Below are 15,821 nucleotides of genomic sequence, written 5' to 3' on the forward strand. Positions count from 1 at the left end.
CTAAGAAGTTATCACTATTTGTTTACCGGCGTAAATGTTTCCATCACTACGGTACGGTCGCGCATCACAAGCGTGTCTGTTGTTTTTGAGCTAAGCTGGGATGCATTAATTTCATAATTCAGGTATAAGGCATCGCGGTCTTTGCTTCCCCAGCTGTTCTTCTCGCCTCTTTTTACAAAACTGCCCGTACCTGTTGCTGTAATACCACTGGTGCCCGAAGTAACCGTACAGCTTCCGTTAGCGCCAAACTTCAGCAACAATAATACATTAACATTATTACCATCTTTATCTTTTAAAACAATGGGAAATCTCAAATCTGTCAACGACACGGTGGTGAGCAGGTTCACTTCATCTTTCTCAACATATGGGGCACGACGGGTGATAGTCGTTTCATTGGGCGTGGTTGTATTTTTCATTGTAATCACATCTTTCCCTCTGCGCAGGTAATTGCCATGCCAGGGGTTGATATACTTTATGGCATACAACACATAATCTTTTTGAGAAAGTATGGTATCCGCATTTTGTACACCGGTCATCCTTAATGGTATCACATAAGTATTTTTGATCGAGTTGGGATCGGCAAAAAATGCATCGGTAAGCTGCACGTCCACACCACCCGATATGGTTCCCGCAGGTATTTTTATTTTGTCAGACGCCAACGAATAATAACTGGCAGGCATAGGTAATATTTCGTCTTTGCCGGCGCCAAACAGTTTACCGGCAGCTAAAGAGTTGTCTACCACTACCGATATTAATACGTCTTTTGGACTGGAATACACACCGCCGGTAGCTGCATATATCTGGCACTTATGCGCATTGTCGAGATCGGTATTAACATTCTGATCTTCTCCCAAAGTAATAGTACGTACCGGTCCCTGGTAGGCAAAATAAACCGTCTGATATTCGAAATTCGGGAAATCCCTGTCTTTATTAGTGCAGGATGTGAATACACAACCCAGCATTAAAAAATAAACGAGTACTTTCATTTTGATTGTTTTCATTTTACTTAATTAATTCGCGTACTTTACTTTTACCAGCCTTTATTTTGCTGTAGTGCCGAAAATTTCAGTATCTCGGAATAAGGTATTGGCCCATAGATCATGTAACTTTGGTACAACCTGTCTTCCACCTGGATTCCATTATAAGTGTTATTACGAATATCAACACCTTTGGCAGGTTCATTAAGGGTTGCATTCCAACGGCGCAGATCCCAGAAACGATGTCCTTCAAAACATAATTCCAATCGCCGTTCATTTCTTATTAACGTCCGCATGGCTTCCTGGTTACTTTTTATCGACTCCAGGTAAGCATCGCTGTTACTTACACCAATACCGGCTCTCTTACGTATGGCTTTAATTACATCATAGGCAGAATAGGCGTTATTGCCCGTTCCTAAAGGCCCCCAGGCTTCATTTGCAGCTTCGGCATACGCCAGGTATATCTCCGTGTAGCGGATATGCGGCTTATAGTGTCTTTGCCCGCTGGGAGATGTGGGATTAAGGTTTACATCCTGCCTGAGCAGCTTACGTAAATAGTAGCCGGTTCTTGTTGAAGTTTCCACCTTATTGAGACCGTCATTGGTTGAAGCATCGGAAGCTGTATTGATAGCTGTGTTATTCACCCCGGCAGTACTGCCATTTACCAATACAAACAACTTTAAACGGGGATCACGGTTCGCGTAAGGGTCAGCCGGATTATAGCCGCTTGAACCATTTGCAATGGGAAAACCGTTAAGCATTGGAAATGCATCCACAAGATTTTGTGTAGGATTGATTCTGCCATTGCCAAACAGTGTTGGCGGAAAATTAGAAGATTCCAGGTCCCTGTTATTATCTGAGTAATTATTTCTCCATAAGATTTCGGGGGGATTGGTACCATCTTTCAGATTGGCAATTTCAGAACTATTCGAGTACCAGGTAAGCCCGTTGGCTGCAATACCTCCAATTCCTCCTTTCATATTAATCACTTCGGCTGCATAATTTGCTGCATCGGCCCAGGTAACACCACTTCCCGAACTGAATGCGGGACTGGCAACCATAAGTGCAGCCCTGGCCCTTATTCCCCTGGCAATACGCTCGGTCATTAACCCTCCAAAAGCCGCTCCAAACACCCTGTTGTATTGCACGGTTGTAATATTGCCAAACTTTGATGGTACAGGGCTGCCATCGGCCAGATCTGCATAATCGAGCGGCAGTAAAATAATAGCTGAGTCCAGGTCTTTATACATTTGATCCACACACTGTTTAAAAGTAGCCCTTGGATTATTAAAGTCTGATTGCGGTGTTTGCGATGATAACATAATAGGAACCCCCAACAGCTCGCCACTGCCAGATACCCCGCCATGTGCCTGCAAAAGATGATACATAAAAAGTCCGCGCAAAGCATAGGCTTCGCCACGTATGCGCTGTGCAAACAAATGGCTGGCTTTTTCATCGCTAACCCATCTCACTTTATTCACTTCTTCCAACATAATATTGATGTACTGAATAGCCGCAAAACTGTTTTGCCACTGGTTGATCATATTATTATTGGCTGCTGTCCACTGGCCGGTAGCCATTTTTAAATATCCATTGTTCCTGTCGTTTGTAACAGCATCATCAGTAGCCACGTCGTTAAATGACCATCCATTAGTTGGAATGCGGTTGTATCCGTTCAACAAAATACCAAAAGGGAACCTTGCATCGCCCGGTATGTAGGCATTGGGATCTAACTGGCGGTTGTTTTCTATTTCGGGATCCAGCAAATCTTTACCGCAGGAGCTGGCTGCCACAACCACGATGGTTAAAAGTATTAATATATTTTTCTTCATAATCTTATAATTTTTTAAGGCTTATCCGCTACTTTTAAAATGAGGCTTTAACGCCTATATTATAGAACCGGGTTTGCGGAGCGCTGCCAATGTTTAACTCCATAATATCCCTGTTAGGGGCAATAGTAAGCAGGTTAGAACCATTTACATATATACCCAGCTCATGGAGAAAGCTTCTCTTTTTAAGAACGCCATTCAGGTCGTAAGACAACTGAACTCTTCCCAGATCGAATCTCCTGGTAGTATACATCCAAAAATCTGAAGAGCGGAAATTATTGTCGGCACTTGCTGTAGTAAGCCTTGGATAAGTAGCCGTGCTTTTTGTTTGTTCTGTCCAGCGATCCCTCACTATTTCCGAGTACTTATCTTCTCCGTCGACCCAGAAATAGCTATTATTTTTCATACCATACGCTCCTGACCTTAGTATTCCCATTGCAAATACGGTGAGGTTTTTCCATTTTGCAGTAAGGTGTACACCGGTTGTGAACGGCGCACCAAACCAGCCTCCCTTGCCCAGGTAGATCTCATCACGCTGATCGATCACACCATCACCATTTTGATCCTTATATTTGATATCACCAGGCTTAACCTGTCCAAAAGTCTGCCTGGGGGAGTTTTGTATATCTGCCTGGTCTGTAAAGAACCCGAGGTTTTCAAGCCCCCATATTCCATCCAGCACTTTTCCCTGCCGGTACTGGTAATCGTCTTCGTACACTTCGGCTCTCTGAATAGCTTCGGTGTTATAATAAGTTCCGTTAACACCCAGAGTCCATTCTACCTGACCCAAACGCCGATTCAGCTCCACTCCAAACTCCACCCCGGTTCTCTTATCCGCATTGTAGTTGACATATGGGATGAAAGATGATTCGGGCCACCCTGTTGTAAAGTAAGAAGGATATAATACTGCGGACTGTACAATATTGCCGGTAATTTTATTGGTAAAAAAGGTCGTACTCAGCTTTAAAAGTTTCTGAAAAAAGGAGCCTTCAAAGCCCACACTTATTTCTTCCCTTTTGGGGAATTTCATTTCGGGATTATCTCCCCTCCGCGATTCTGTAGCCTGGATACCGGTGCCGTCTTTCCAGCCGTACCAGGCGCCTGTTGTGGTATAATATCCCTGGTACATATAGTAGTCGGGAATATCCAAATCAGTATGAAGGATACCGGCAGCAGCGAATATTTTAAGATCGTCTATAAAAGAAGCGCCCTTCATAAAATCTTCCTTACTTATCCTCCATCCGATTGATGCTGTCGGAGAAAACGCATTCCGGTTTTTCTCGGGCAACCTGGCCGAACGAACCATAGCACCGGTAAAATCAAAATAATATTTCTGCAAATAATTATACCCCAGCTGCAACCCTAAATTAGCATTACCCACTTTGTGATAAACCTGTGATTCTGACCTGAGAAATCCATTGGCCAATAACATCCCGGTAAGATTGTGTTTTTCATTTAAAGTGTTGGCATAGCTAAAATACCCCGAAAGCGCAATTGTTTGCCTGTACCAGTTACCACTTATGTTTTGTGTACCTGATGTAGCATCCTGCCCATATTGGGTTAAACTGCTGATGAGATCTGTACCCGAATAATTGTTCCATACAGGGGCATAGGTAGCAAACGTATTATTATACGAAAGATTGTAAGCCGTAGCGTAATCTACCGCAAAGTTTGTCTGGAACTTTAAGCCTTTTAAAACATTCCTTAAGTCGGCGCCCATACCGGTATTAAATTGAAACTGCCTGCTTACGTATTGATTGAATCCGCCTGCATAAACTGCTGCTATTGCGTTTGTAGGGTCTAACTGGGTACCTCCCAGAAGATATTTTCCATCAATGATGTGGTTACTATTCTTAACCAGGAGCTGAGAGGCTGCATCGTCTTCTTCGATCATACTTAAAGGTAACAGTGGAGTAAACCTGTTCGGGCGCATAGTGGCTGCGGCACTCCAGTAATTCGTATTCACTCCTTTACCTGTATAGAAGGTGGCAGAAGCATCTACGCTACTGGTAATATACCGGCTTAAATTTATATCAATATTACCCCTTACGCTAAACCTACCGTTTCTATCGTTGTTCTTTGCCTGGCCAAAATTAAGCAAAGACCCGCCTGTATAGTAGTTAATGTTTGTATAGTAACGCGCCTTTTCATTACCGCCAAATATTTCTGCCGTAGCGTCATAACGGCTATATGCCTGTTTCAAATATTCATCGGAATAGTAATCTACATTAGGATAGCGGTAGGGATTATCGCCCGCGGCATAGTGGTATATTGTTTCATCTGTATACAAATTAGTAAGGCCATCGTTACGGCGGGCTTCGTTATACAGTGTCATATATTCTGCGGAGCCTAAATACTTAGGATAGGCTTTTGGTGTATAGATACCCGAGTTTACCCGGATATCTACCTGGTGGTTACCGGCTACCCCCCTTTTTGTAATAATATTTATAACGCCCTTTGCGGCACGGCTGCCATAAAGAGCCACGGCTGCGGCACTTTTCAAAAATGATATCTCTTCAATTTCAGTGGGCATCACATTATTGGCGTCCCGCGGTACTCCGTCTACCATTACAAGGGCGCCTCCCATAGCCCAGTTATTCCCGTTATATCCCGGAATAAAAACCTCCATATTATCAAGGCTGTAATCTGAATAGTTTTTGCGGATGAGGCGGGCTATATTTACAGACGATATACCGCCCAGCAAATCCTTTTTATCCACAGTTCTGAAGGCCGCCTGCACCTGACCCTCATCGCTTTGATTTTGCAAAATAATCTCGGCAAGCGATCCTGTTGCTACAACAGATTTTGTTTTAAAACCGCGGGCGTTTACAACCAGTTCAGCATTCGCTTCTACTTCTATTTCAAATATGCCGTTCTCGTCTGTAATAGCATTGCCACCATCTTCGTCCTGCAGGCTTTTTACAAAAGCGCCTGCAACCGGATTTTTATTGGCATCGTTCACCTGTGCTTTAATATTTATCCTGGTATTTTGCGCTAAAAGCAAAGTCGGAAACAGGGCCACAACTGCGCAAAGTATCCATTCTATTTTAATATACTTCATTAGTTTCACGTTTATTGTTACACGATCGTTTTATACTTGCGATATTGTTACCAGCCGGGGTTTTGCTTAAACTCTGGATACATATTCGTCTCATTTGTTTTAAGCGGCAGCCAATAGTGTTTTTCGCTGAACTTCCTTTCTACCAACACCTGCTCACGTATGTTTAAAACGCGGTTGTTTTTAGGATCCGTTGCAGTGTTTATAGGTGTTGCCCTGTCAAAAAATAATCCTGTTTTTAGCGTATAAGGTGATTCTGTCAGCAACAGCCAACGGCGCAGATCGTTAAACCGGTGTCCTTCAAAAGCCAGCTCTACCGCTCTCTCGCGCCGTAGTTCACTTCTAAAGCCCGCAGCATTCAGGTATGCAGCATCCACATGCCCTACACCTGCCCTGTCTCTGACAAAGTTTACTGCATCTACTGCGGTCTTGCTGTAAGATGCCGCTTTTCCTGAAGGAGAACCATACCCCTCCGATGCCGCTTCTGCGTACATAAGATACACATCGGCAAGGCGCATATACGGCAGGTGAATATTGAGGGCCCGATCGTAGCTATAACCCTGATCGTATTTATTGGCCGTTCTGGGTATGAATTTGTATAGCAGATAACCGGTACGGCTTCCCGTAGCAATGTTTCGATAACTACCTATGCCCGGCTTATCGGGGCCCGGACTTCCGTTGCTTCCATCGTGAAATAAGTTAGCATACCGGTTGCTTTCTTCCTCGGCAGGCATGGTACCTGCAATACACTTAATGCCATCGAAAACAATATCATTATAAAAGCGCGGATCACGACCCTTCCAGGGATATTGCGGATCATAACCCGATTTGGCATCGGCTACAGATGCGCTGTTAGCGGCATTGATGGGTAAACCATTCGCCATTCCATACAGATCAACATAATTAGCCGTAGGAATAAACTTCACATCTCCACCTTCTATAATTGCCGGCTGGTATTGTTTGCTGGTTCCCCAGTTGGAGCCGTTAGCACCATAGTACGGGCCGCGAAAAATAGCTTCTGTACCACCCGGTATAGCCCAGTTTTGCCCCATTGTATAAAAATTAGTATAGTATTGAGCAAACGGTACAAGGCTATACGGCGCGTCACCATCCTCGCAATATTTTAGTAATTCGGCAAATGCAGCCGCCGCTTTCTGGCAGTATTCTGTATTATAAGTCTTACTGCCCTGAGATTCATAGTTCATCAGCGGACTGCCTGCCCACAGGTAATTTTTACCCAGGTAGCCTAAAGCCATTATTTTATTAATACGCAACTGGTTCTTGCCCAATGTTCGTTTGCCGGCAGTAGTATTATCCCAGTTAACAGGCAGCAGATCTGCGGCCTGTCTGAAATCACTTGCAGCCTTATCGGCGCACTCCTGGTATTTTAAGCGGGGCAATGTCAGCTTCTCATCGCTTGGCAACACATAATCGATGTAGGGCAACCCGCCAAAATACTGGATGAACATAAAATGAAACCAGCCTCTGAAAAAAAGCAGCTGACCTTTTATGAGATCTTTTTCCTCCTGGGTAGCATCCTGCATCTTTTCAAGGTTTTCCAGGCCCATATTGCACTTCCGTATTCCATACCAGCCCAGTCCCCATAAAGACTTTGTGAAGCGATCATCATTCGTACTGTTATTATTCCTATCCATCCAACCTGCCTGCCAGCCATCAAATTGCCGTTGCCAGCCCCAAAAATTTCCATTATCAATTTTAACCACAAAGTGAAAATCAAGGGCTGTAGATTGAATTTCATCTTCTCCCCAGTTCCATGAGTTCGTCCAGTAACCGTTGGAAAAATCGGGTATACAATGATAAAGCTCTTCGGTAAAGCCCTGAAAGTTTACAAAATTCTTGAATGCCTCCTCCTGGGATACAATAGAATCGGGTTCTCTGTCTAAATACTTTGTACAGCCTCCTGTACCGATTAATACTGCTACCATTACAGCTGGCAGCATCATCCTTATATATCTGTTCATAAAAATATTGTTTAGAAAGTAATGTTAGCGCCTAAATTAAATCTGCGGAAAGTAGGATATGCCCCTTGTGTAGGAACTCCCGAACCGCCAAAGTTCGACTCCCTGTCATCCGCCATTTTGGTCCACACCAAAAGGTTATTACCATTCAGATAAATCCTTAAACTTTGAAGCCCCAGCCTTTTTACAAAACCAAATGTGTTTCCGAACTGATAAGAAACCTCAGCGTTTTTTAACCTGGCAAAAGAAGCATCATTTTGATACAGGTTACCTTTGTACTCTCCATAAGGTGTAGACAGCCAGCGTGGGCTTGGAATAGCGTTAACGCCCTGGTTTTCTTTGGTCCAGTAAGCCCCTTCGTCGTACACGACGTGGTTTTGCATTCCCAGGCTTCCGAATGGTGTCCAGCGGGTAACATTATTGGCACCGTAAAATTGTAAAAACATGCTAAAGCCTTTCCAATCTAACCCGATGGTGGCATTATAAGTATTATGTGGCCAGGTTGAGTAACCATAGGGGATGTTATCAAGGTTATCTATTATACCATCTCCGTTAAAATCAACCAGGTAATAATTACCGGGCAGTTTGTAATCATCCTGCTGCTGTTGTATGGCACTGCCATACAGCTGGTCCCAGTTATTGTAATACCCGGCACTTACATAAGTATATGTCTGACCGATTTCTTTACCTACCAGTTTTTGATAGTCGGGAAGCAAAGCAGCGTCATCGCGCTCCTTAATGATATTCACCGCATGGGTCATGTTTAAATCGGTCCACAGGTTTACATTGCCCACCATCTTTTTCACATGCAGTTCTATCTCGTATCCTTTGGCATCTACTTTACCCAGGTTGGCAGTAGCCGGTGTGGTGCCATAATAAGACGGTATGGCCCTGCTCGATCCGGATAGTAATATTTTTGACCTCTGATCGCGGAAGAAATCGACCTTTCCTGAAATAAAACCTTTGAATATTTCAAAATCAGCACCTATATTCACTTTTACCGCTTCTTCCCACTGAATATTGGGGTTGCCGACAAATGATTCCTGGTACCAGGTATAAGGGCTTTGCTCCGCACCTTCTCCTGTTGTACCGAGACGCGCTTTGCCTCCATATGCCCACTGGGTAAGATATAAGAACCTTGAGCCTCCGTCAAAGCCGGTTTCTCCGTAAGAAGCACGGATCTTAAACATATCCAGGAACTTCAGCGACTGCATGAATTTTTCTCTTGACAATACCCAGTTAACACCTCCTGATGAAAAGAATGCAAAGCGGTTTTCTTTACTGAACTGCTCCGATCCATTATAAGCTCCGTTATACTCCAGGTTGTATTTGCCATCGTATCCATAAGTGGTACGAAATACCCAATCTTCCCGATAAGAAGGTATCATGCTGCCTGAAGCCGACTGGTTGCGGTTTACCAGTCCCATCAATGTTACATTGTGCTTCTGGGCGATGGTTTTTGCATAATTGAGCTGCAGGTTATAAAAGAGCCGCCTGAATGCGCCATCAACCACCCCACCGGCCGGAGACCAGTTGATGCCCTGCTGAAAATCGAAACCGGTGATTCCATCATTTCCTTCCTTATAGTAAACCGCTCCTGTTTCGGGGCTTATCCATTTACGCTGAACGCCGTTCCGGTATAAGTTATTTACACCTCTTTCCCTTTCCTCAAATGTATTGTCAAATGAAACCGTTCCTAAAAATTTCAACCCTTTAATAATCATCCCCAGATCCTGGTCAAGCGTAAAATCTGTAGTCATCCTTGCAGTAGTGCGGTACTGCACACCACTGGTAGAAAGGCTTCTGGGAGAGTTTTCGGCGCGTCCTTCATTAGGTGCATAATATCCCCAGGAACCATCCGAATATATAGGCAGGAAAACATCAGGTGCTGCCGAATAAGCATCTACCCAGTAAGGATAGTCTCCGCCTGAAAACACCCAGGGACTCTTTCTGACCCCATAAGAACCCGAAAGGTTGACCTTGAATATGGTAGACTTGGTTAATTGAAAATCAAGGTTACTACGTACATTCAGCCTGTTAAATCCAAAGCCGGGTACATAGCCGCTATTATTTTCATATACTTTAAAAATATCGCCTTCCCGTAAAAAATCGGCACCGGCAAAGTACTTAACAAAACGGGTACCCCCACTTATGTTCAGGTTAGCGTTTTGAGAAGTGGTGTAGTTTTTAAACATCACATCTGTCCAGTCAACATTCGGATAACGTTCTGCCTCTTCCAAATTAGCAGGATACCGATATTTCCTTAATATTTCCTCTGGTAAATAGTCGTTCCAGCTGGAAGGGCTTTTAGAAAGTTCATACTCTATTACATCATTGCGTACGCGCAGCGCATCATAAGCATCGTATTTCCCGGGAAGTTTCGAAGGAACTTTCACTACAGCATTAAGCATACCCCTTATAACGGCTTTGCCCATACTGCCTCGTTTGGTGGTTATAAGGATTACCCCATTAGCACCCCGGGAACCGAACACCGCAGTTGCTGAAGCGTCTTTTAATACAGATATGGTTTCTACCGATCCGATTTCTACACTTTTCATGGGGCGCTCTACCCCATCTACCAGTATAAGCGGGTCTGAATTATTCCATGAACTCCTGGTACGTATAATAATCTGCGGGTCCTCATCCCCCGGTAAACCGGTACCCTGGGAGGTGATCAGGCCGGGAACATTGCCCGTAAGCGCCATCCCGATACTGGATACACCACCGGCACGTTCCAACACCTTACCGGTAGTTTGCGTTATTGCAGCTACCACGCTTTCGCGTTTCTGCTTGCCATAGCCTACCACCACTACATTATCCAGTGATTGCTGGTTTTGGTCGAGCTGTATAGTGATATTTACATATCCATTTGCAAGCGATATACTTTTGGTATTATAACCTATTGAGGTTACAGCAAGATTTGCCTTAGTATCAGTTACCTGGATAGTAAAGGCGCCATCATCGCCTGAAGTAGTATAAGTATTTGTACCTTCCTGGCTGATACTGGCTCCGATAACAGGCTCGTTCCTTTCATTAATAATTTTACCAGTTACAGTTATCGTGGTTTGAGATAATGCCGAAAAGCTTAAAAGCATCACATAAGCCATTATAAAAAGCCCGGCTGGAAATTTAATAGCGTTTAAAACCGCACTCGTTTTAAAGCATCTGAAATTGTATCTTTTCATATCTTATTTTGTAATTGAAACTTGTCATGGTTTATATTCGTAAATAAAAAGTTCAGTTTAAGCAGGTACAAGCAAATCCAGCCGAAGCATACTTATATGCACAGTTTTAACAGCAATCATTTTTTCCTTTTTTTAAGCTGAAAGCATTCCTATTTCTGCTTTTATAATTTAGTTAAATTGTCCCGCCTTATATAATAGGTGTACAGCACAATCATTACAGGCAATTCAATACAGCCGTCATTTTTAATTTGTCCTGTTTTTTGAAATCTTCAGTCTTTTTTGCAATCGGTTACAATAAATCTGCAAAAAAAGACAAAATGACAGTAATCGTTTTTTGAGTTAAAAATTAAACCAGCTGTAAGAGCTTTCCCAAAAATAACAGGTAATAGAGGCAGAAAGGTGAATTTTAAGATATTTGTATTTCAATTTTAGATATTCCTCGAAAGAAAAGCGCAAAATTATTCCTGATTTAGAAAAATAAATTTCATTTTTATATCAAAGCATATCTAAAAATGAAAGTCAAAAAAGAAAAGAATTATATTTAACATCTTGTATACCTATTTTAATATCCTTTCTGTCTCCAGTACATTAAAAAAGCCGGTATTTATCCCAATCGTTTTCAGGACAAAATGGCAACAAAAAATGTTATACACTTACAGGAAAAAGTAACCGACAGTTAAAGAAACTACCATACAGCTCAGGATAATTTGCCAATATAATTTCTCAAACGTCTATTAATCGTGGGTAAATAATGATTCTAAAGAGGAGATGATGTTACCATTGGGAAATAGCAGGCAACGGCTAAGCTTAACTTTTTTCGTTAAAATTTCCAATTTATTGATACAAAAGCGTTTCTAGATATTAGGGGTATATGAAAAAATGATTGCCCGCTGGCGGAGTTGGAAAAAAACATATACCCTTTAGCATTTAGAATATTCATAACAGCCAAGCCTGCGCCCCACCTTTCGCCGATATTCCAGTTGCCTTTACACTCCATATAAAAAAACGACTGCCTGCGGGGCGTAAAAAGGTTGTTAAGATACCAGTCCGCGCTTAATTGCACATCGGCAGTTTTGGTTAATACCACCCTTTGCCAGAAAGTAAGCTGATTATTTACAGATCGTGTGTTAATACCCTCAACCTGCCCCACCCCCGGGCGTTTAAAAATATTCATTATAGCCCTGTCGTATAAACGAACATAATATTTCTTATTCCAGTTTCTCTTTATTGATAGCTCCGTATGTATGCCATAATTCAGGGTAGCCCCTATTGACTGGTTGTACAATACATATCGCTTACCTGCCGATGCCGCCACCTGTATATTGATCAATGAAGAGGTAGCCATTGATATAAGCTGCTGACTGAAGTTTACACTGCCATTATATGATGTCTTATTGACCATTGTAGTATTAGTTAGCTGCAAAAGCGAAATATAATCCAGTTCTGTAACCTGGCTTTTTTGGTGGTGCTGGTAGAAGATAAAAAACGACCCCGTATTCCCTGCCTTTTTTGTCTTAAAATTTAAAACAGATGCATTTGCTGTCCATTGAAGCGAAGGCTGTAATGCAGCACCACCGGCACTAAAACTACGGATACTGACCGGAAAATAAAAAGGATGCAACTGGTACATATACGGTGAGTTGTTCTCAATTTTTATACTGGCTGTGGGTATCAGCAGTTTCGATTGTGCAGCCGTATTACCATAGTTGATTGTACTTTCCAGATAGGGAAAATATTTTTCACTATCGGTTGCCCTGTCGTACAGCAGCTGTGCCGCACCAGCGGCCACCTCAACAGAAAGGTTGCGGGTACTTTTGCCCAATAACCAGTACTGCTTCCCTTTTGCATATAAGTAAGATATGCCGCTGTGCCCTTCGTTAGATAGCATTGGAACAGGGTAAATAGCTGCTGTTGTGCCGCTGTTATAAAGTACTGTGCGGTTACCAAGGCGGGCATAGCTGGCCTCATAAACCAGTTCAGGCGAAAAGGTGCGCCGGTTCCCGCTTACGGTCATAAACTTTACACCAGCCAAAAATTTGTAAAGTGTAAGCCGGGGTTTTGTAGAAAGGCCATTTCCCGTAACAGGGAGCGCTGCAGGGAACGTATATTTATTGCCCTGGCTTTGCATCATACGATTCATGTCGCTTAAAGAAAAACCGGCTGAAAAAACCAATGCCTTATTATTATTAAGACGATTAGTAAAGCTGGCGTCCATGATAATGCTATGTGCATGGCCACCGGTGGTATCCGTCACCGTGCTACGCAGATTATTAAGTACAATATGCTGCAGGCCGCTATTTGATACTTTTTCATAAGTGTATTCAGTATTTACCAGTAATTCTCTGTTTGCCGATGGCTGGTAAACAAAATTGTTTTTAACCATATACAAACGGTTTACCTGAAAAATATTGCTGGTATCTGACCGTTCTATCAAACCATTGCCGGTAAGGGTAGCAGACATGCTGTTGATTTGCTGTCGCTGCCTGTTTTCAAACAGCGCTATTTCTGTTTTCAGGACAACCTTTTTTGATAAATCAATTTGCTGCTGGTATTGTGCAATATGTTCAGTGTTCCGTATATACCGCCCTTCGTCAAAAAGAAAGATAGTGGCAAAAGAAGGTTCGTTGCGCAGCCAGGTATTGCGGTAATTGTGCCAGGCATTGCGCACCGTATAATCTTTAGAAAAATACCCAGAAAACCTGCCCATATTATTAAAATTGCCTATAAATCCCGCATTGTAGCCAGGAAGTAAAGAAAAGGCTACAGGAGTAAAAGCGTAGCGTTTTAACAAACCGCCTTCGGCTGTAACCTGGCCAAACAAATGCTGCTTTGTATCTTTTTTCAGTGCCAGGTTTATTTCTGTTTCAGTGCCTGATTGCAGCCCTGCGGTGAGTTTGTTGTCGGGCTGGTTCTCTCTTGCCTCCACGGTTTGCAGCACATGCAGCGGCATGTTTTGTAAAAGGGTTTGTATTCGGTCTGCAAAGACTTCAGCGCCATTTAGTTTTATTTTTTTTACTTCCTTTCCTTTGTAAGTAAGCCTCCCGTCTTTATCAATATCAAAGCCAGGCATTTTTTGCAGCAGGTCCGACAGGTTTCTTTCTTCCCCTTCCTTAAAGCTGTTTACATTATAATATGTTGTATCATCCCTTCGCCACATGGGAGGCTGTACTTCTACGGTGGGCAGCATCTGTGCATTTTTCACTAAGTATATGTGCAGCGGGGCAAGCTGCTGCAAACTTTTTGTTGCAAGCGTTTTACGGTAAGTGATATAACCAATGTGGCTGGCTTCTATCAGCAGACTGTCGTCTTTTGCATTATTTATGGAGGCTATAAAACAATTGCCGTTTTCATTATTAATACCACGGTACAGCATAGCGCCACTGGATACACCGGTAATGGCAATATTTACATTGCTCATGCCCGATCGGGTAGAATCGTTATATACGCAGCCCTGCACGTGCCATACAGGTTGCCCAAACAACTGAGGCTGCCCAAACACAAACAGTAATACCTTTATTGCAATATAGATTGAACTTTGCCTGGTCAATTATATTTTAAGGTTTGTAAATGAAATATTAATAAGCAGATCGCACGTTCTGCTACCTTTTTACAGCATCAATAATTTTACTGATTCAGGATATCCGCCCGCTTCTTCTCTTTTTCTTTGTCAGGCGATGCGCTGTCTAAAGGGGGAGAGCTATATTCCATCGATGATTTGCATGGCCTATCCAGCTGGGGAAGCCAAAGCTGGTTATCGGTAAGGTTGGGATTGGTATTATACTCTTTCAATACCCATTTCCGACCCGTTCCCTTGACATCTGCCTCCACCACAAACCCCGGCAGGTTCCGTATGCCTTCTATGCCAGCGCCATTATTGTCCCATTCAATATCGTTGGTGTACCAAATCTCCGCATATACCCATTTTTTACCCGTGCTCCCGGTAAAGTACCTAACTGCCCTTTTACAGTGCAGCCCCAGTACTTCTTTGGTTTCAGGCAGTAGCTCCAGGGTAACTGCGCTGCCATCGGTGCTTGCGGTAAATACGCAAAAACAATTGCCTGTTCTAGGGTTGTATCTTTTTAAAAAATTAGAATCGAGATTATAGAACACTGCCCCTTCTATAGTATCGGTTATGGCGTTGTAGCCATAGCTGCGATTATCAGAAATCTTTTGAGACACCCGTCCTTTTTTACCAGTAGATGCTATGCCGCCAGATGCAAGATTGATGTAGCTTAGATAGCTGTTGCTTTTTCTTAACACATAGGCTTCATATTTGTTACCATAGCCGGGCGGCTTAACACCCTCTTGTGAAACAGGGCTGTTGTTTGTTACTTCATACACCGCCATCAGTTGCTGGGCGTGTACAGGCTGGAAACCATGCAGCAACAGACTGTATATACCTATTACCAGTCTGTGAGATGATACGAGCATATTCTAAGTATTTATGAGAAATGCGCTCTGTAGCTTAAAATATTAATAATGTTTAATATACCAGAAACAAGGGCATCTCTGTTATAAACAGCATTCAACCACAATTTTAAAAGGGTAACCTGACATTTTTACTGCAAATTATAAAGTAATGGTGTCTGGCCGGCTATTAAAAAAGACCTGCCCCGTTAAAGGCAGGGATAATAATTAAAATACTGGCTCATTACATTTATATAGGCATTATTCTGGGCTGCATACTCGGCCTGGGCTCTCCCGGCATGGTCCTGATTACAGTCAGGAGATTCTGTGTAATTTGTTGTAACTATGCCATAGCCCCAATCGCTGAATATTACTGGCTCATATGC

Annotated in this window: 7 protein-coding genes; all 7 read right to left on the minus strand. The window is 42.9% G+C overall.

Annotated features, from left to right (window positions below; genetic code table 11):
* Positions 1-14: 14 nt before the first annotated feature.
* The 7 genes from ACYVBM_RS18920 to ACYVBM_RS18950 all read right to left on the minus strand — a co-directional run bounded on the left by ACYVBM_RS18920 (position 15) and on the right by ACYVBM_RS18950 (position 15,459).
* Complete coding sequence (locus tag ACYVBM_RS18920; RefSeq protein WP_460687264.1) at positions 15-1,001, minus strand: DUF5627 domain-containing protein; 987 nt, start codon at positions 999-1,001, stop codon at positions 15-17.
* 29 nt (positions 1,002-1,030) lie between these two features.
* Positions 1,031-2,809, minus strand: coding sequence for a RagB/SusD family nutrient uptake outer membrane protein (locus ACYVBM_RS18925; RefSeq protein ID WP_460687265.1), 1,779 nt, complete (start codon positions 2,807-2,809; stop codon positions 1,031-1,033).
* A gap of 34 nt (positions 2,810-2,843) precedes the next feature.
* Entirely contained in the window at positions 2,844-5,867 is a 3,024-nt protein-coding gene (locus ACYVBM_RS18930) for a SusC/RagA family TonB-linked outer membrane protein (protein WP_460687266.1), read from the minus strand.
* Between the two features lie 47 nt (positions 5,868-5,914).
* Positions 5,915-7,846 carry a RagB/SusD family nutrient uptake outer membrane protein gene (locus ACYVBM_RS18935; RefSeq protein ID WP_460687267.1) on the minus strand — a complete coding sequence of 644 codons (1,932 nt, stop codon included), beginning with the start codon at positions 7,844-7,846 and terminating at the stop codon, positions 5,915-5,917.
* Between the two features lie 11 nt (positions 7,847-7,857).
* Complete coding sequence (locus ACYVBM_RS18940; protein WP_460687268.1) at positions 7,858-11,028, minus strand: SusC/RagA family TonB-linked outer membrane protein; 3,171 nt, start codon at positions 11,026-11,028, stop codon at positions 7,858-7,860.
* Positions 11,029-11,848: 820 nt separating this feature from the next.
* Positions 11,849-14,527, minus strand: coding sequence for a hypothetical protein (locus ACYVBM_RS18945; RefSeq protein WP_460687269.1), 2,679 nt, complete (start codon positions 14,525-14,527; stop codon positions 11,849-11,851).
* A gap of 125 nt (positions 14,528-14,652) precedes the next feature.
* A complete protein-coding gene (locus ACYVBM_RS18950; protein WP_460687270.1) occupies positions 14,653-15,459 on the minus strand; it encodes a BRCT domain-containing protein in 807 nt (268 codons plus the stop codon).
* Between the last annotated feature and the right edge of the window lie 362 nt (positions 15,460-15,821).

It is taken from the genome of Niabella aquatica (genome assembly GCF_054779315.1).